At 30.8% G+C, this 19691-nt stretch carries 17 protein-coding genes, 1 tRNA gene and 1 riboswitch; of the genes, 14 read left to right on the top strand and 4 right to left on the bottom strand.

Annotated features, from left to right (window positions below):
- Nucleotides 1–28 precede the first annotated feature (28 nt).
- The 10 genes from JK634_RS12665 to JK634_RS12620 all read left to right on the top strand — a co-directional run bounded on the left by JK634_RS12665 (nt 29) and on the right by JK634_RS12620 (nt 12674).
- Nucleotides 29–1045, top strand: a complete 1017-nt coding sequence (locus JK634_RS12665) for a hypothetical protein (RefSeq protein WP_202768005.1) — start codon at nt 29–31, stop codon at nt 1043–1045.
- Complete coding sequence (locus JK634_RS12660) at nt 1030–1707, top strand: ComF family protein (protein WP_202768004.1); 678 nt, start codon at nt 1030–1032, stop codon at nt 1705–1707. The genes JK634_RS12665 and JK634_RS12660 overlap by 16 nt, the downstream gene beginning before the upstream one ends.
- 469 nt (nt 1708–2176) lie before the next feature.
- Nucleotides 2177–2710 carry a ribosome hibernation-promoting factor, HPF/YfiA family gene (hpf, locus tag JK634_RS12655; protein WP_202768003.1) on the top strand — a complete coding sequence of 178 codons (534 nt, stop codon included), beginning with the start codon at nt 2177–2179 and terminating at the stop codon, nt 2708–2710.
- A 176-nt stretch (nt 2711–2886) separates the two neighbouring features.
- On the top strand, nt 2887–5406 hold the full coding sequence (secA, locus tag JK634_RS12650; protein WP_202768002.1) for a preprotein translocase subunit SecA: 2520 nt from the start codon (nt 2887–2889) through the stop codon (nt 5404–5406).
- Nucleotides 5407–5572: 166 nt separating this feature from the next.
- A protein-coding gene (gene prfB, locus JK634_RS12645; protein ID WP_202768001.1) for a peptide chain release factor 2 occupies nt 5573–6671 on the top strand; the annotation gives its coding sequence in 2 pieces (ribosomal slippage) (nt 5573–5650 and nt 5652–6671; 1098 coding nt in all).
- Between the two features lie 142 nt (nt 6672–6813).
- Complete coding sequence (locus JK634_RS12640) at nt 6814–7500, top strand: FadR/GntR family transcriptional regulator (RefSeq protein WP_202768000.1); 687 nt, start codon at nt 6814–6816, stop codon at nt 7498–7500.
- 226 nt (nt 7501–7726) lie between these two features.
- Nucleotides 7727–9250, top strand: a complete 1524-nt coding sequence (locus JK634_RS12635) for an L-lactate permease (protein ID WP_202767999.1) — start codon at nt 7727–7729, stop codon at nt 9248–9250.
- Between the two features lie 27 nt (nt 9251–9277).
- The gene (locus tag JK634_RS12630; protein WP_202767998.1) at nt 9278–10066 is read left to right on the top strand and encodes an electron transfer flavoprotein subunit beta/FixA family protein; all 789 of its coding nucleotides are present in this window, start codon (nt 9278–9280) and stop codon (nt 10064–10066) included.
- Nucleotides 10067–10078: 12 nt separating this feature from the next.
- A complete protein-coding gene (locus JK634_RS12625; RefSeq protein ID WP_202767997.1) occupies nt 10079–11272 on the top strand; it encodes an electron transfer flavoprotein subunit alpha/FixB family protein in 1194 nt (397 codons plus the stop codon).
- Between the two features lie 4 nt (nt 11273–11276).
- Entirely contained in the window at nt 11277–12674 is a 1398-nt protein-coding gene (locus JK634_RS12620; RefSeq protein ID WP_202767996.1) for an FAD-binding oxidoreductase, read from the top strand.
- Nucleotides 12675–12735: 61 nt separating this feature from the next.
- On the opposite strand, the gene JK634_RS12615 is transcribed toward JK634_RS12620, so the two are convergent.
- On the bottom strand, nt 12736–13236 hold the full coding sequence (locus JK634_RS12615; RefSeq protein ID WP_202767995.1) for a hypothetical protein: 501 nt from the start codon (nt 13234–13236) through the stop codon (nt 12736–12738).
- Between the two features lie 241 nt (nt 13237–13477).
- On the opposite strand from JK634_RS12615, the gene JK634_RS12610 reads away from it, so the two are divergent.
- Complete coding sequence (locus tag JK634_RS12610; RefSeq protein ID WP_202767994.1) at nt 13478–15640, top strand: Tex family protein; 2163 nt, start codon at nt 13478–13480, stop codon at nt 15638–15640.
- 128 nt (nt 15641–15768) lie between these two features.
- A riboswitch (FMN riboswitch) is annotated at nt 15769–15890 on the top strand.
- Nucleotides 15891–15989: 99 nt separating this feature from the next.
- Complete coding sequence (locus tag JK634_RS12605) at nt 15990–16562, top strand: ECF transporter S component (protein ID WP_202767993.1); 573 nt, start codon at nt 15990–15992, stop codon at nt 16560–16562.
- A 52-nt stretch (nt 16563–16614) separates the two neighbouring features.
- Here JK634_RS12605 and rimI read toward each other — a convergent pair whose 3' ends face one another.
- From rimI to tsaE, 3 genes are read right to left on the bottom strand one after another with little or no spacing between them, the layout of a single operon-like run.
- The gene (gene rimI / locus JK634_RS12600; RefSeq protein ID WP_202767992.1) at nt 16615–17079 is read right to left on the bottom strand and encodes a ribosomal protein S18-alanine N-acetyltransferase; all 465 of its coding nucleotides are present in this window, start codon (nt 17077–17079) and stop codon (nt 16615–16617) included.
- The gene (gene tsaB / locus JK634_RS12595; RefSeq protein ID WP_202767991.1) at nt 17079–17783 is read right to left on the bottom strand and encodes a tRNA (adenosine(37)-N6)-threonylcarbamoyltransferase complex dimerization subunit type 1 TsaB; all 705 of its coding nucleotides are present in this window, start codon (nt 17781–17783) and stop codon (nt 17079–17081) included. Before tsaB ends, rimI begins: the two co-directional genes overlap by 1 nt.
- Nucleotides 17780–18241, bottom strand: a complete 462-nt coding sequence (gene tsaE, locus JK634_RS12590) for a tRNA (adenosine(37)-N6)-threonylcarbamoyltransferase complex ATPase subunit type 1 TsaE (RefSeq protein ID WP_202767990.1) — start codon at nt 18239–18241, stop codon at nt 17780–17782. The genes tsaB and tsaE overlap by 4 nt, the downstream gene beginning before the upstream one ends.
- A gap of 188 nt (nt 18242–18429) precedes the next feature.
- On the opposite strand from tsaE, the gene JK634_RS12585 reads away from it, so the two are divergent.
- The gene (locus tag JK634_RS12585) at nt 18430–19320 is read left to right on the top strand and encodes a metal ABC transporter solute-binding protein, Zn/Mn family (RefSeq protein ID WP_202767989.1); all 891 of its coding nucleotides are present in this window, start codon (nt 18430–18432) and stop codon (nt 19318–19320) included.
- A gap of 173 nt (nt 19321–19493) precedes the next feature.
- A tRNA-Trp gene (locus JK634_RS12580) sits at nt 19494–19568 on the top strand.
- Nucleotides 19569–19691: the final 123 nt, after the last annotated feature.

Here is a 19691-nt window from a genome sequence, read left to right as displayed (position 1 = left end):
TTGAATATATTCAAGAGAGGATAATAAGATGGAAGTAGAAAAAAATAATTTGAAAGAATTGAACTTTGCTAAAAATAAAATTAATTCATGGTATGCCAGAGAAGGAAATAAAATGCTAAATATTATTTCTAGGCCATATAATAGCTCCATCCTATTTTCAGAGATAATTTTTAGTTTGTTAAAAAAGAACAAAAAGGTTGTTTATATAATTAATGGCTATGACAATAACTGGGAACTGGTTAAATATATTAAAGAACACTTAGGTGATATAAGATATTCCTATGTAAAACAATTGAATGGAACAATAGAAAATGGGGTTCTTTATTTTATAAGTTCTTCCAATGTTGATGTATTAAAAGAAGAAATTGAGTTAATAATTTATGATGATATAACTAGCTTTTCAAATTGTTCAAAATTACAGATAACAGAGAGAATTGAAAGAGTATATAGATATACTAATAAGATTATTATCTATTCAATAGAGAATGTATTTAATAATATACAAAAGCTTGAATTAGGAGGCATTCTTAATTCTTATCCAATGATTGAGCCGAGGTTCATAACAACAAGAATTAATCTTGAAGAAGATATTCCTTACTTATTATATGAATATTTTAAGTGGTTTAAAGAGAATGGAAGAAGAGTTGTAATCCATACTCCAAGCAAAGATTCAGCGGATAAAGTCTATGAACTTTATAAAAATAAAATTTCTATTTTTTCAGATGTAACTGTTATTAGGTTTAGCGAGCAAGACGAAATAAAAAAATTTGAAAAAAGAATAACTAATCAAAAAGAGCCAGTAATGATAATTACGGAATATATAGGAGAATCATTAAAAACCTTTGGGAATATTGATGTAATAGTATTGAAAGCTCATAAAAGTAGGTTTGATTATAAAAAAATAGTTTTTCTTTGTGGAAAAGTTGGTTATAGAAATAGTGAATTTGGCGAGATGATTTTAGTGGCAAATGAGATTACATCGTCAATGGAAAAAGCAAAGGAGATAACAAGAGAGTTAAATAAATTAGTATGGGAGAAGCAATAAAAGCTATACTAAAATACCTTTTTGAATGTTTTTTAATAATTATTTATCCTAAAAATGATAAATGTTCTATTTGTGGGAGACTAGAAGAAGAGGAAGTTATATGTAATGTATGCAAAAAGAAATTGATAAAAGTAACTAGTCCCGAGATAAGAGAATATAGACAAAATATATATACTATTTATTCATGTGTATATTACACCAAAGAATTAAAAACATTAATAATAAACTTTAAAGAAAAGAGAGAATTTTATACTGGAGATTTTCTAATAGGTTTATTAATAGAAGGTATGAAGGAATGGAATATCAAGGGTGATGTCATAACTTATGTACCACTTAGCAAAGATAAGGAGAAAAAAAGAAGGTTTAACCAGTGCTTGTACTTGGCAAAAGGTCTAGGAAAGTATTATTTCATACCTACTTCTCCATTGTTAGCTAAGAAGAAAAATATAGGAGAACAAAAAAAGCTTACAAAAAAGGAACGTTTTAAAAATGTAGAAGATGCCTTTTATACCAATAATATAGAGAATATTAAAGGAAAGAAAATAATTCTTATTGATGATATTTTTACAACGGGAGCAACTGTAATATCATGTGCTAGAGAATTGAAAAAAAGCGGAGCTAAAGAAGTAAAAATATTGACTATTGCAAAAAGCAAGCTATAATAGAAAGAGTATAAAGCTAGGTTTGTGGTTGAAAGTCGATGCCAGTCGCAGGCGAAACGATCCACGTAAGTTAAACAAAGTTTTAATGAGCATGGTGCGGTATAGAGGTAAGTCCTGCCAATTTTTAAATTGAGAGAGCTAGTAGTGAGAGGTTAATTCCGGGTAGCAAAAGTTCCAGCAGGCGAGTGTGGGGTCAAAAACCAGGTCAACTAGCTTTATTACAATATATAATGTTAGATAACAGTCTATTACAGGCTGTTTTTTTTATTTATCGTAATATACGTAAATAAATGTCCTATAAAGGGGAAAAAGCAAGAAAAAAGGAGATTTCACAACCTAAACTCACTAAATATTCTGTAAATTCAGAAAATTCGTATTGATATTATGTAAAAATAATTGTAAAATAATATTAACAAACAAGTACTTAATTCTTAACATAAGAGTTAAAGTATAAGAGGGGGTTGACCTTATGAAAGTAACTGTAATTGCAAAAAATATTGAATTAACACAAGCATTAAAAGACACTGTTGAAAAGAAAATTTCCAAGTTAGGAAAGTATTTTAATCCAGATGTTGAAGCTAGAGCAACCTTAAGTGTACAAAAGAATAGACAAACTATCGAAGTAACCATTCCTTTTAATGGAATTATACTTAGAGGAGAAGAATCAACAGATGATTTATATAGGTCAATAGATTTAGTTGAAGAGAAGCTAGAAAGACAAATTAGAAAACAAAGAACAAAAATTTCTAGGAGATCTCATGGTGGAGCTGACTCACTAAGATATGTTAGCTTTGAATCAATTCCAGAAGAAGATGAACAAGAATTCAAAGTTGTTAAGACAAAAAGGTTCAATGTAAAGCCAATGTCAACTGAAGAAGCTATATTACAAATGGAACTATTAGGACATAATTTCTTTGTATATCAAGATGGAGAGACAAATGACATGAATGTTGTATATAAGAGAAAAGATGGTCAATATGGTTTAATTGAAGCAGAATTTTAAAACATACGTAAAAAAATTATATTTATAATAAAACTCAGCGAAAGCTGAGTTTTTAAGTTTCTGATATAAAAATTATAAAATAATTATTGGATTGACCAAAACCTTGCAAAATGTGTAGTCAATGCTATAATATAGAAGTAGAATTATAAAATAAATAGAAGATTGTGAGGATAAATATGGGGATAATTAGTAAAGTCTTTGGAAGCTATAGCGATAGGGAAGTAAAAAGAATTAAACCTATAGTTGACAAGATAGATGCATTAGGACCAGAGCTGGAAGCACTAAGTAATGAAGAACTTAGAGCTAAAACTGATGAATTTAAAAAGAGAGTACAAGAAGATGGAGAATCTTTAGATCATATTTTACCTGAAGCTTTTGCAGTAGTAAGAGAAGCAGCTTGGAGAACAATTGGACTTAAACATTATAGAGAACAATTAATTGGTGGTATCGTATTACACCAAGGAAGAATTTCAGAAATGAAAACTGGTGAAGGTAAAACATTAGTGGCAACCTTACCAGCTTATTTAAATGCTTTAACTGGAAAAGGGGTTCATATAGTTACAGTTAATGATTACCTTGCAAAAAGAGATAGAGACTGGATGAGTAATGTATATGAATTTCTTGGATTAACTACTGGAGTTATTGTTCACGAACTAAACAATGATCAAAGAAGAGAAGCATATAATTCAGATATAACTTATGGAACAAACAATGAGTTTGGTTTTGATTACTTAAGAGATAATATGGTAATTTACAAAGAAGAAAGAGTTCAAAGAAAGTTAAACTTTGCTATTGTAGATGAGGTTGACTCAATATTAATAGATGAGGCAAGAACTCCACTTATTATTTCAGGGGCAGGAGAGAAGTCTACTGAATTTTATAAGATAGCAGATTTCTTTGTTAAAAAGCTTAAGTTTGAAGAGCACTACACAATTGATGAAAAGGCAAATGCTGCGATGTTAACAGAAGAAGGCGTTAAGATGGCAGAAGGTGCATTTCAAGTGCAAAACTATGCTGATGCAGAGAATATGGAATTACAGCACTATATAACTCAAGCTCTTAAAGCTAACTATGTAATGAAAAGAGATAAAGATTACATGGTTAAAGATGGAGAAGTTATAATAGTAGATGAATTTACAGGAAGACTTATGGAAGGTAGAAGATACTCTGATGGTCTTCATCAAGCAATAGAAGCAAAAGAAGGAGTAAAAGTAGAAAGAGAATCTAAAACACTTGCAACAATAACATTCCAAAACTACTTTAGAATATATGAAAAACTTTCTGGTATGACAGGTACTGCATTAACAGAAGAAATAGAATTTAGAGAAATCTATGGTCTAGATGTTATAGTTATACCTACACATATGCCAATAGCAAGAATGGATCATCCAGATTTAGTGTATAAAAGTGAACTAGGTAAGTTTATGGCAGTAGTTGAAGAGATTGCAGAAACATATGAGACAGGTCAGCCAGTTCTAGTTGGTACTGTAAGTATTGAAAGATCTGAACTACTTTCATCTTTATTAAAGAAAAGAGGAATCCCTCATCAAGTTCTTAATGCTAAGTATCATGAACAAGAAGCAGAAATCATTACTCATGCTGGTGAAAGAGGAATGGTTACTATAGCAACTAACATGGCAGGTAGAGGTACTGATATTAAGCTTGGTGAAGGTGTTACAGAGCTTGGCGGATTAAAAATAATAGGTACTGAAAGACATGAATCAAGAAGAATAGATAATCAGTTAAGAGGTAGATCTGGACGTCAAGGGGATCCAGGATCTTCAAGATTCTATATTTCTCTTGAAGATGATTTAATGAGAATATTTGGATCTGAGAGAATTGCTCCAATGGTTGATAAACTTGGTCTAAAAGAAGATGAAGCTATAGAAAGTAAAATGGTTTCAAAATCTATAGAAAATGCTCAAAAGAAAGTAGAAGGAAATAACTTTGATATAAGAAAAACATTACTTGGCTACGATGATGTAATGAATATGCAAAGAGAAATTATCTACAAACAAAGAGCTGAAGTTTTAGAAGGTGAGAATGTTAAGACTGAAGTTATGGATATGACTAGAGAACTTATTCATGCTTCTGTAGATGCACATTTAGTTAATGCTGAAGATGATATAGATACTCAAGTGAAGAATCTTTTAGTATATTTAGAAGACATATGCATTCCACATGGAACCTTTACTGTAGATGAGTTAGCTAAACTTTCAAATGAGGAAATAAAAGAAGCTCTATTATCAAAAGCTAATGAGATATATGCTGGAAAAGAACTTGAATTTGGCGAAGAGCAAATGAGGGAAGTTGAAAGAATTATTTTATTAAGAGCAGTAGATACAAAGTGGATGGATCATATTGATAGCATGGATCACTTAAAACAAGGTATAGGATTAAGAGCATATAAGCAACAAGACCCTACCCAAGCATATCAATTTGAAGGTTCTAATATGTTCGATGAAATGATTGAAAATATTAAACTTGAAACTGTTAGAATGTTATTCCATGTAAGAGTAGAAAAAGCACCAGAAAGAGAAAGAGTTGCAGAAGTTACAGGCGCTTCTCATGGTGGTGAAGAGGAAGAAGCAAAGAAACAACCAGTTAAGAAAGAAAAGAAGGTTGGAAGAAATGATCTTTGCCCATGTGGTTCAGGAAAGAAATATAAGAACTGCCATGGAAGAACTAGTATATAAGGATAAATAATTAGTTAAAGAAACTCAGCTTAGCTGAGTTTCTTTGAATTAAGAGATAAGTTAGAAAAAGTGTCTTTTATGAAACTTTGTTTGTTGATGTATAAGTAGGTTATTAATTGAACCTAAAACTCTATAATATAAATAATGTTAGAAAGCGGTGATGTAAATGATTTTAGAACTAGAAAATTCTATTTCGAAATTTAAAGTCATAAAAGAAATATTAGAGGAAATGGGGGCTTCACTTTGACCTTTCAGGTTTAAATAAGAAGCTTCAGGAATTAGAATTAAACATGCAAGAAAAAGGCTTTTGGGATGATATAGCAAAAGCTGGAGAAATAACTCAAGAAGCTAAAAGAGTTAAGGATAAAATAGAATATTTTAATTCACTTTTTACTAGAGTAGAGGATATAGAAGTATTAATCGAACTAGCAGAAGAAGATGATGAAGAAACTATAAAAGAGGCTATTAATGAAATTAATATGCTTAACAATGAAGTGGAAAAGTTGAAAATAGAAATACTTTTATCAGGAGAATATGATAGAAATAATGCGATTTTAACCTTGCATACAGGAGTAGGTGGAACTGACGCTAATGACTGGACAGAAATGCTATTAAGAATGTATACTCGTTACTGTGAAAGTAGAGGATATAAGTTAGAGACATTAGATTATTTACCTGGAGATGAAGCAGGAGTTAAAAGTGTAACCTTAAGAGTTGAAGGTGAATTTGCATATGGATATCTTAAAGCTGAAAAAGGAATTCATAGATTGGTAAGAATTTCTCCATATAATGCAAATGGTAAACGCCAAACTTCTTTTGCATCAGTAGAAGTATTGCCAGAACTTACGAAGGAACAAGATATAGAAATAAATCCTACGGATCTTAAGACTGATACCTATAGAGCAAGTGGAGCAGGTGGGCAGCACGTAAATAAAACAGAATCGGCTGTTAGAATTACGCATATACCAACTGGAATAATAGTTCAGTGCCAAAATGAAAGAAGTCAGATTCAAAACAGAGAAACAGCAATGAATATGCTTAAAGCAAAATTAATTGAATTAAAAGAAAGAGCTCATAAAGAAAAGATTGAAGACTTAACTGGAGAACTTAAAGACATGGGATGGGGAAGTCAAATAAGATCATATGTATTCCACCCCTATTCAATGGTAAAAGATCATAGAACTAATTATGAAACATCCAATGTTAATAGTGTAATGGATGGAGCTATCCAAGATTTTATTAATGCATATTTAAGTCAAAATTAAAAATAATTAAGAGTAAAAACGCTAGATTTAAATTTTCTAGCGTTTTTAGCATTTATAGACTTTTTAATTATTCATAAACTTTGAAGTAAATCTTTTATATGGTATTCTATATGTAAAGAAAACATAAAAGAGGGTAGTAATTATGGAAGTTAAAAATACAAAGGCTTATGAAGTGGTTATAGATAGTATAAAAGATATGGTATTTAAAAGAGAATTAAAAAAAGGAGATAAACTTCCAACAGAAAGAGAACTTGCTGAAAATCTTAAGGTATCAAGAACTTCTGTAAGGGAGGCAATCAGAGCATTAGAAATAATTGGACTAGTTGAAAGCAAACAAGGTGCAGGAAATTATATAAAAGATGACTTTGCAACATCGTTATTTGAACCTTTATCAGTAATGTTTATGCTACAGGAAAGTAGTCCAAAGGATATATTTCAATTAAGAGAAGTTCTAGAATTAGAATGTTGTAGATTGGCAGCTAAAAATATAAAGGACTATGAAATGGATAGGTTGCTAGCAATAATAAGCGAAATGAAAGAAACTGATAGTGAGGAAAGAAGTAGCATTCTAGATAAAGAATTTCATAACCTTATTACAACTACAAGCAGAAATAAGTTAATAATAAATGTTTTAAATGTTGTTTCGAAATTAATAGAAATATCAATTAAGGAATATAGAAGTCAAATTATAGATTTATTTAAGAATGACAGAAAATTAGTAGAAATACATGAAAGTATATACTTAGCATTAAGAAGCAGAGATGAAGAAAAGATAATTAAAGCAATGGAAAAACATTATACTTTAATAAAACAATCTGTCAAAATGTAGTTAATCTTTTAACAGTCACTTTAATAAATTATTTAAAAAATATAAGTATTTTTGATAAAATAGTAATATTGTATTTGAAACAAGGCTTTTTAATAAAAAAAATAAAAAGCCTTGTTTTATTTTTATTTATTATTCCATTCATACGAGAAAAGGTTTACAATATAATTGTAAGAATTGGTCAGACCAATTTTAACATTGGTAGAACCAATATTAGGGGGAGGAGTATATGAATAATTACGTATTATTTTTAATAGCCTTATTACCAATAATATGGCTAATGGTATCCTTAGGTAAATTAAAGATCCCAGGATATAAAGCAATCCCTATAGCACTAGTTATAACAATAGTATTAGCAGTTTTAGTTTGGAAAGTTTCAATAACAAATGTATTTGGTGCAACCTTAGAAGGGTTTGCAATGGGTTTATGGCCTATCATGATTGTAATAATAGCCGCAGTATTTACTTATAATCTTACACTACATACGGGTGGAATGGATGTCATAAAGAAAATCATGACAAGTATAACTACAGATAAAAGAATATTGGTACTTATACTAGCATGGGGATTTGGAGGATTTCTAGAGGCAGTAGCAGGATTTGGAACAGCAGTTGCAATACCAGCAAGTATAATGGTTGCCTTAGGATTCGAACCAGTATTTGCAGCAGTAATATGCCTTATGGCAAATACAACACCAACTGCGTTTGGAGCTGTTGGACTACCAGTATCTACACTTGCTAATGTAACTGGAATTCAGGTAGCGCCTTTATCTTATGCGGTTTCAATGCAACTATTCGCGCTCATTATTGTAGTGCCAATTGCATTAGTTATGATAACTGGTAAGAGTGTAAAGGCCATTAATGGAGTATTAGGAATTTCTATAGTATCTGGACTAGCTTTTGCAGTTCCGCAAGTGATAGTAGCTAAATATTTAGGAGCAGAACTTCCGGCAATATTAGGATCAGTTGTTTCTATGGGAGCAACAATTCTTTGGGCGAAGATATTTCATAAAGATAAAGCTCAAAAGAATACAGAGGCCATTGGTTTTAAAAAAGGGTTAATGGCATGGTTGCCTTTCATATTGGTATTTTCGTTTATATTATTAGCTTCGCCGCTAATTTCAGCAATAAACGGACCTTTAGCATCAATTAAAACTTCAATAAAGCTTTATCATGGGGTAGGAGGAAAACCTTACACATTCCAATGGATTACAGCTCCAGGTACTTTAATTATAATAGCAACATATTTAGCAGGGTTTATTCAAGGATTTTCATTTAAAGAGATTACCAAGGTATTATTTAAAACAATAAAACAAATGAGTATTTCTTTTATAACTATATTATCAATAGTAGCGTTAGCAAAAGTAATGCAGTATAGTGGGATGATTAAATCCATAGCTGTAGTATTAGTAGCAATTACAGGTCCACTATATCCACTTATAGCACCTATCATAGGAGCTTTAGGAACTTTTGTTACAGGTTCAGATACATCAGCCAATGTTTTATTTGGGGGCTTACAGGTTGAAGCAGCTAAAGGATTAAATCTTGATCCATATTGGTTAGCAGCAGCAAATACAGTTGGAGCAACTGCTGGCAAGATGATTTCACCACAAAGTATTGCAGTAGCAACAGCAGCAACTGGATTGAGTGGTAAAGAAGGAACAATATTAAATTCAACTTTAAAGTTCTGTTTAGTTTATGTAGTCGTTTTGGGACTCATAGTTTTTCTAGGGGGAAGACTTATAGGAGTATAAATACTAATTATATGGAGGAGATATAGAATGAATATTATTGTTTGTATTAAGCAAGTTCCAGGAACATCAAAAGTAGAGGTAGATCCTGTTACAGGCGTATTAAAAAGAGATGGAATAGATACCAAAATGAACCCTTATGATTTATATGCCTTAGAAACAGCAATAAGATTAAAAGAAGAATTAGGTGGAGTAATAAAAGTAATTTCAATGGGGCCACCTCAAGCAATGGATGTTATAAAGGAAGCCTATGCAATGGGAGCTGATGAAGGGACCATAATATCAGATAGAAAATTTGCAGGAGCAGATGTATTAGCAACCTCTTATACAATCTCTCAAGGAGTAAGAAAATTAGGAGAGTTTGATATTATAATTTGCGGAAAGCAAACTACAGATGGAGATACTGCACAAGTAGGACCAGAGATGGCAGAATATCTTGGATTACCACATATATCAAATGTTAGAAAGATAAAAGAGGCAAGAGATAATTCGTTAATAGTTGAGATGGATATGCCTAATACTATTGAAGTAGCAGAAATAAAATTCCCATGTCTAATAACAGTAGAAAAAGATATTAATGAACCAAGGTTACCATCCTTTAAAAGAAAAGTTGCAACAAGAGATAAAGAGATAAAGATGATTTCACTTAAAGAATTTGAAGATCAAGATGAGATGAAATATGGATTAAATGGATCACCTACTCAAGTAGAAAGAATATTTCCACCAGAAGTAAATAGTCATAGAGAAATGTGGAAAGATGAAAGTGGACAAATAGTTAAAAAGATGGCACAAACTCTTAAGGAATTGAGATTTATATAGGGGGAATATATTATGGCAAAGTTAGTAGTTCATAGTGAAAAGATTAATGATAAAAATGAAGTAATAAAGATGTGTCCTTTTGGAGCAATGGAAATAGTAAATGATAAAGTTGAAATAAATGCTAATTGTAAAATGTGTAGATTGTGCGTAAAAAAAGGACCTGAGGGTGCATTTGAATATGTGGAAGGTGAGAAAAAACCTGAAGTTGACAAGAGTCTATGGAAAGGAATAGGAGTATATGTTGATCATGTTGAAGGAGATATACATCCTGTAACTTTTGAATTAATAGGAAAAGCAAGAGAGCTTGCAGAAAAGATTAAACAAGAAGTATACTGTGTATTTATAGGAAATAATGTTGAAGATAAAGCACAAGAATTATTGCATTATGGAGTTGATAAGGTTTTTGTGTATGATCACGATAGCTTAAGGGAATTTAGAATTGAACCATATTCAGCAGCATTTGAAGACTTTATAAACAATGTTAAACCAGCAGCTATTTTGGTAGGAGCAACTACTGTAGGCAGAAGCTTGGCACCTAGAATAGCAGCTAGATTTAGAACAGGGTTAACTGCAGATTGTACAATTCTTGATATTAAAGAAAATACAGATCTTGTTCAAATAAGACCGGCCTTTGGTGGAAACATAATGGCTCAAATAGTGACTCCAAATTCAAGACCACAATTAGCAACAGTAAGATACAAGGTTATGGTTGCACCAGAAAGAAATGAAGAATTTACAGGAGAAATTATATCTTGCAAGATAGGTGAAGAAAAGTTAAAATCAGCAATTAATGTTTTAGAAGTATTTAAAAAAGAAGCAGAAATTGGAATATCAGATGCAGAGGTGCTAGTTGTAGCAGGCAGAGGAGTTAAATCTCAAAAAGACTTAAGCATGATAAAAGAATTAGCAGAGCTTTTAGGTGGAGAAGTTGCAGTAACAAGACCGCTTATAGAATCAGGTTGGGCAGATGCAAAAATGCAGGTAGGATTAAGCGGAAGAACTGTAAGACCAAAATTAATTATAACTTGTGGAGTCTCAGGGGCAGTACAATTTACTGCTGGTATGAATAAGTCAGACGTTATATTTTCTATAAATAAGGATGAAAAGGCACCTATATTTGAGGTAGCTCACTATGGAATAGTTGGAGATATGTATGAAATAGTGCCAGAGCTTATTGAAAATATAAAATCAGCTAAGGAGGCATAATATCATGGAATATAAAAAAGTTGAAAATCAAGACTATTTAGAAATAAAAAGAATGATAAATGATGATGAGAGGGTTTTATATAAAGAAAATATAGGTGAAGATTATTCTCACGATGAATTAGGTGCAGTTAAAAAAATGCCCGATTTAGTAGTTCAAGCTATAACTACAGAAGATGTATCCAAGGTTATGAAATACGCATACGAAAATAATATTGCAGTTACCCCAAGGGGCTCAGGAACAGGATTAGTTGGGGCTGCTGTCCCAATACATGGCGGAATAGTAATTGACTTATCTAAAATGAATAAAATACTTGAGCTTGATGAAGAGAATTTGACGCTTACATTAGAAACTGGTGTACTACTAATGGAAATATCAAAATATGTTGAGGAATTTGATTTATTTTATCCACCAGACCCAGGTGAAAAAACAGCTACTATCGGAGGTAATATAAGCACAAATGCTGGTGGAATGAGAGCTGTAAAATATGGAGTAACAAGAGATTTTGTAAGAGGTTTAGAAGTAGTACTTCCAAATGGAGAAATAGTAAATTTAGGAGGAAAAGTAGTAAAAAATAGTTCTGGATATGCATTGAAAGATCTAATAGTGGGTTCAGAAGGAACACTTGGAATTGTAACAAAAGCTATATTAAGATTATTACCATTACCTAAAAAAGCAATATCTCTACTTATACCTTTTCCTGATTTAGATAGGGCTATAGAAACAGTTCCGAAGATAATAAAATCTAAAACTATTCCTACAGCAATCGAATTTATGCAAAGAGCTGCAATAATAGCTGCAGAAGAATTTTTAGGAAAGAAGTTCCCAGATTCTCAATCAGATGCTTATTTATTATTAACTTTTGATGGTAACTCAAAGCAAGAAATAGAAGCTAGTTATGAAAAGGTAGCTAATATATGTTTAGAAAATGGAGCTTTAGATGTATTAATTTCTGATACAGAAGAAAGACAAGAATCTATTTGGTCGGCTAGAGGAGCCTTCCTAGAAGCAATAAAAGCCTCTACTACTGAAATGGATGAAGTGGATGTAGTAGTTCCAAGAAATAAAGTTGCAGAATTTATAAAATATACACATCAACTAGAAGAAAAGCATGAGATAAGAATAAGAAGTTTTGGACATGCTGGAGATGGGAATTTACACATATATATTTTGAAGGATGAACTTGATGAAATAACATGGAACAAAAAACTTCAAGATGTTATGGAAGATATGTATGCTAAAGGAAGAGAATTAAAAGGACAAGTTTCTGGAGAGCATGGCATTGGATTAGCTAAGAGACCATATCTTAAAAAAGCAATACCTGAAGAAAACTTAATTATTATGAGGGGAATTAAACAAGCTTTTGATCCTAAGAATATTTTAAACCCAGGAAAAGTTATTTAGTTCTTTAAAGTTAAAAAATGGAGGTAATGCCTCCATTTTTTATTTTAAACAAGGAGTTAGTTTACGAGGTTGTAGGTTGATTATTTCCTCTTTGGAAGTTCCCCATAACCTTTTGTAAAACCTTATCGGCTTGGTCTTGAGTAATAACCCCATCAGATACTAATTTACTTAATGGGTTAAATCTTTGTCTATTCTTGTTGCCATTCTCAGAATTATTATTACTATTGTTATTATTATTGTTATTGTTATTGTTATCTTGATTACTATTATTAGCTTGCCCATTCTGATTCCTTGTATTTGAAGTTAAGGCCTCCAATATCTTAGTACCTTGATCCTTTGTTATTATGCCATCAGCAACTAATGCATCAATATTTGTTTGCATTTGTTTTTTTCTTTCTTCGGGATCCATTCTTTGCCCACCTTGCTTAAAATATCCTTTGCCATTAGCTTGCTTATTGTTGTTTGAATTATTTTTTGATTGACAGCCAGTTAAAATACTTGCAGTAATTCCTAAGACAAGAGCCGGAATTATAGCTTTCTTTAATATACTCTTATTTTTCATTATAACACTCCTTAATTTTGAGATGTAGGGTTTTTATAGGAAACTTAATTTATTCTTGTTTGAAAATGGCGGCTTCTGGACATTTTCAGGCATGAATAATTTATTAGTTGAACTTAAAACCCTATAGAATGGTTACTGCTTCTAAATATAGTGGACTATTGTGACAATATCATGTTAAGAGTTTGAATAATTTGTTACATTTAGCTAAAATAATATATGAATAGAATTTTAAGGAGGACATATGAGTAATATTAGAGAAACTTTAAGTAAAGAGTTAAGAATAAGTTTACCTCAAGTTGAGAGTGTAATTGAATTATTAGATGGAGGTAATACAGTACCTTTCATTGCTAGATATAGAAAAGAAAAAACTGGTGGATTAACAGATGAAGTATTAAGAAAATTTGAAGAGAGATTAATATATCTAAGAAATTTAGAAGAAAGAAAATCAGATGTAATTAGGTTAATAGATGAGAGTGGAAACCTAACTGAGGAACTGAAAAACAAAATATTAAAAGCTGAAACGCAGTCAGAGGTTGAAGACATCTATAGACCATTTAAACCTAAAAAGAGAACAAGAGCAACTATTGCCTTAGAAAAGGGATTAAAGCCACTAGCAGATGTAATTTCTACAGGAGAATTTAGTGGAGATGTTTTAGATGAGGCAGGTAAGTATATAGACGAAGAGAAACAAGTAAATACTGTAGAAGAAGCAGTGCAAGGTGCAATGGACATTATTGCTGAAGAAATTTCTGATAATGCAGATTATAGAAAGTGGCTTAGAGAATTTTTATTTAGGGAAGGTACTTTAGAGACAAAAGGCTCATCAGATAGCCCTACACCTTATGAAATGTATTATGAATATTCTGAAGCAGTTAAGTTTATACCTTCACATAGAATTTTAGCCATTAATAGAGGAGAAAAAGAAAAGATTCTTAGCGTAAAGGTTGTAGCTCCAGAAGAAAAAATAATAACATATTTTAAAAATAGGATTCTTAAAGGAAATAAAACTACTGATAAATATTTAGAAGATGCAATAAAGGATTCCATAAAGAGACTTATATATCCATCAATTGAAAGAGAAATAAGAAACGAACTTACAGATAAAGGTGAAGAGGGAGCAATAAGAATATTCAAGGAAAATCTTAAAGCATTGCTTATGCAGCCGCCTATAAAAGGAAAAGTAGTAATGGGCTATGATCCAGGTTTTAGAACAGGATGTAAAGTTGCAGTATTAGATGATACAGGAAAGTTCTTAGAGAAGGCTACTGTATATCCAACAGTTCCTAGAAGTGATATTGAGGGAACTATAAAAACACTTAAAGGACTTATTTATAAGCATGGGGTAGAAGTTATATCCTTAGGGAATGGAACTGCATCTAGAGAATCGGAAGAAGTTATAGCTAGAATGATAACTGAAATAAAGAATGAGACTGGTAGAGAATTATTTTATTGTATAGTTTCAGAAGCAGGGGCATCAGTTTACTCAGCTTCAGAGTTAGCACAAAAGGAGTATCCAGATCTTGATGTTACTATTAGAGGAGCTATTTCTATAGGAAGAAGATTACAGGACCCTCTAGCAGAATTAGTTAAGATAGATACAAAATCAATAGGAGTAGGACAATATCAACATGATGTTACTCCAAAAAAATTAGATGAATCATTAAAAGGCGTAGTTGAAGATTCGGTTAATAAAGTAGGAGTAGATTTAAATATTGCTACCCCTTCATTATTAAGCTATATATCAGGAATTAATTCGAGTATAGCAGGAAATATTGTGGCTTATAGAGAAGAAAATGGTAAGTTTAAGAGCAGAAATGAATTACTTAAGGTAAAAAGATTAGGACAAAAAGCATATGAACAGTGCGCAGGATTCTTAAGAGTTATGGAAAGTGAAGAACTTTTAGATAATACTTCAGTACATCCAGAATCTTATAAAATTGCTAAGAAACTAATAGCAGAATTAGGATACAATAAAAATGAATTAAAAAATGGCCAATTAGCTGATATAGATGAAAGAGCTGATAAAGCAGGTATAAAAGAATTAGCAGAAAAATTAGAAGTTGGGGAACCTACCTTAAAAGATATAATTAAAGAACTTAAAAAACCAGGTAGAGATCCGAGAGAAGAACTACCAAAACCAATATTCAAATCAGGAGTTATTGACCTTAAGGATTTAAAACCAGGAATGGAACTGATGGGAACAGTAAGAAATGTTTCAGATTTTGGAGCATTTGTTGATATTGGAGTGCATCAAGATGGATTGGTTCATAAGTCACAAATGGCAAATAGAAGAATAAATCATCCACTTGATGTAGTAAAATTAGGAGATATTATTAAGGTTAAAATTTTAGAAGTTGATGAGAAAAGAAAGAGAATATCATTAACAATGAAAGATGTGGATTAATAATATAGGGTTTTTGATAGGAAACTTAACTTATACTTACATAAATAAGTTAATAGTTGAACTTAAAACCCTATATAAAAGACTTGTCAAAAATAAAACAAAGTTATATAATAAAGGTAAGAAAAAATTAATATCTTCAGGGCGGGGTGTAATTCCCCACCGGCGGTATAGCCCGCGACCCTTATAAATTTAAGGTTGATTCGGTGAAACTCCGAAGCCGACAGTATAGTCTGGATGGAAGAAGGTAATATTTAGGTAACTACGTTTATTTCGCCCTGAATCGTTTTGATTCAGGGTTTTTTAGTTTATCTTAATATTGCCCCGAAGAAATATAGGAGGCGTATTATTAATGAGTAATTCCAAATTAAACAAACAAATAAAAATAGCATTGCTAGCTGGTTTGGCATTTGTGCTAATGTATTTTGATTTCCCAATACCAGGTTTTCCACCATTTCTAAAAATTGATTTATCAGATATCCCAGCTTTAATAGGTTCATTTGCATTAGGACCAATAGCAGGTGTAGTAATAGAATTAATTAAGAATATATTATATACACTAATAAAAGGAAGCCAATCTGCATTTATCGGAGAATTTGCTAATTTTGCAATTGGAGGAACTTGGGTATTAGTAGCAGGATTAATTTATAAATACAAGAGAACATTTAGTGGTGCTTTAATTGGACTAATTGTTTCAGTAATTGCAATGACTGTTGTTGCAGTTTTACTAAACTATTTTATACTACTACCAATGTATGTTAATGTATTTAAAGTTCCAATAGGTGATTTAGGAGCATTTATAGCAACTGCAACATTACCTTTTAACTTAATAAAAGGAGCAGCAGCTTCAGTTCCAACATTGCTTTTGTATAAGCAAGTATCAGCTTTATTAAATAGTGAAGCTAGAAAAACAGAATACAGATAAAAATAGAGGTCTAGATTTTATTTAAATCTAGACCTTATTTTTATAATATTAATTACTCTTTAATTTCTCTTTTCCACATAATAATTGCATCTTCGCCATTATCTTGATAATATTTTTTCCTAATTCCATCTTGAGCAAATCCGTATTTTTTATATAAGTTTTGTGCAACGATATTAGATCGTCTAACTTCTAAGGTAATATCTTTTGCGCCTTTGTCATAGGATTTTTTTAAAAGTTCTTTCATCAAAATATCACCTATTCCTAAGCTACGATAATCTGGATGCACAGCTATATTAGTTATATGAGATTCATCAAAGATTACCCATATGCCACCAAAACCAACTACTTTTTCATCTTTTTTTGCAACTATATAAGTTGCAAGCTTATTATTTAATTCGTTATTAAAAGAATCATAGCTCCAAGGTATTGGAAAAGAGAAGATTGCAATTTCGCAAACATCAGCTAAATGAGCTGATTTCATTTCAACAATTTCAATATTTTCTGGTATATCCTCCATTAGTCTAACCTTAATTTCCTTTCATACTCTCTTTCAGCTTGAGATTTTCTAAGATATAAAGGGGTTGAGTTGTTTATATCATCCTTTTTGCCAAGTAATAATTTTTCTAATCCAAGCTCACCTAAAGAAGCTGCTCTTGTATAATTAAGATGTTTAGGTGGAAAATGAGCATTACTTTTTAAGTTTTTTAGCTCTTCTTCATATTTATAAGTACCATCACCTACAAATATAACTGATTCATCATATTTATCTAGCAAATTGCCTAATTCCTCAAGAGATATTATAAGGTAATCACTTAATCTTTCTAGATTGCCGTTATTTGACTTGTAAATTGCAGTATAGACATTTCCTCTTAATGCATCCATTACAGGACAAATGATGCCATTAAATGTAATGACATTGTATGCAAGACCATCTAAGTTTGATATTGAAACATAAGGCTTTTTAATTCCTTGACTCATCCCTTTTATAGTAGAAAGACCAATTCTAAGACCAGTGAAGGAACCAGGACCTTCTGAAACAACGAATCCATCTAAATCATTAACAGATAGTTCATTATCGGATAATAATCTATCAATCATTGGCAAAAGTAGAATAGAATGCTGTTTTTTATCATTTAAACTATATTCTCCAATAACTTTTGTACTATCTAAAAGTGCGACAGTAGCAACAGAAGTGGAGGAATCAATACTTAAAATCTTCATAAAATTTTCTCCTCAAAATTTTTAAATCTGCCTCCAAAAGCTTTAATTCTAATCTTTCTATAGTTTTCTCCAAGCTCAGGAACTTTTTTTATATTAATATGTACAAATTCTTCAGGAAGTATATCCTCTATGTAATTAGCCCATTCTATTAATGTAGCACCTTTCCCGAAAACATATTCATCAAACCCAATTGCCATAATTTCATCAGAATCACTTACTCTATATACATCAAAATGGAATAAAGGGATTCTACCACTATGATATTCATTTACTATATTAAAAGTAGGAGAGGTTATTTCCTCATTTACTCCAAGTCCCTTTGCAAATCCTTTGGATATATGTGTTTTACCAGTACCTAAGTCTCCAGTTAAACAAAAAACATCTCCCGCTTGAGCTAATTGACCTAGTTTTTCGCCAAGGGATAGAGTTTTTTCTACAGAATCAATAATATACTCCATAATTGACTCCTTTCAAATAGTTTATTTAATTATTATAGCTTATATTTTATCCAAATTATAGAGAAAATGAAAGGTAATATATTACATATTAGTTAAGAAAGTCTTACATCCAGTATATATCAATTGAAATTATACATATATTATTATAGAATATACTAGAAAACCATATGTTATTAGGAGGGAAAACAGTGAAGAAGGTAACTTTTGCCTTAATTATAATAAACTTAATAATGTTTATAGGACTTTTTATTTTCCCGCAAACAGTGGTATCAAGTAAAGTTGATCATGCAAGCAAGGAAAGAGCTCCTTATTTAAATATAATGGCGTCAAATAAACCAACTTATCTTATGATAAAAAAATTGGTTAAGGACAGACATAATGTAGAATTTTTGCTAAAAAGTCAAGAAGAGATAAAAAATTATACATTTAATGACGACATAGTAAATAATATTTCAAGAATGAATCTGTTTGTTTATTCAAGCGATGCATTTGAGCCATGGGCTAAAGAGCTTATTAGTAATCTTGATAAAGGAAAAACTGGAATAATTGATTTATCAAGAGGTACAAAGGGCTTGAAAAGTTCAGACGGCAAACAAATCCCTTATTATTGGATGGATTTTGATAACTATAAAATAGCATTATTTAATATAAAAAGTGAATTGCAAACTGATGATTTAGATAATAGAAATTATTATGAAGATAATTATAATGATATAGTAAGCAAATTTGAAAGTGACAATTCAAAGAATGTTGAAAATATAAGAAAAATAAATGGTACAACTTTTTATTATGCTGATAATACCTTGGAATACTATAGCAAATATCTAAATTCTAAATCAGATATTTTAGACAGTGAAAAAGTAAGTAAGATTATTACTGAAAAAAAAGATATAAAACCATTCATAGTATTTTATGAAAAAGATGAGACTATAGAAAGCTATAAAAACTCATTAATAACAAAAGGGGCCATATTTATAAAGGTAAACACATATAATGGGGATAAAGAATTTGCTGATCTCTTAACAGAAAACATCAATAACACCTATAACAGCTTGAAAACTTTAGAGGAAAGTAATTAAATATAAAAGTAATTAAATATAATAGTTTATTTAATAAATTATAAATTGATAAAGCAGAAGATTACTTTCTGCTTTAAAAATATGGTTCAAGAAATAAACAATTATAATATTTAAGCCAAAAAACTATTGCATCTTAAAAAAAAGTATGATAATATAAGTCTTGTGTTAAATATAGGGGTATGGCTCAACGGTAGAGTAGTGGTCTCCAAAACCATTGGTTGTGGGTTCAAATCCTACTGCCCCTGCCATAGAACAACAGAAATTTATTTCTGTTGTTTTTTTATGTCTAAAAATTATGAGGAACGTCATATAATTGAAAAGGAAAGTTTGATATAATATAATTTAAGTATTAGTGATTCATTTAAAATCAG

The sequence above is a fragment of the Clostridium paridis genome, assembly GCF_016765615.1.
GTDB lineage: Bacteria > Bacillota > Clostridia > Clostridiales > Clostridiaceae > Clostridium_T > Clostridium_T paridis.
The sequence above is the reverse complement of the archived record's forward strand: the minus strand, read 5'-3'. Positions and strand labels throughout refer to the sequence as shown.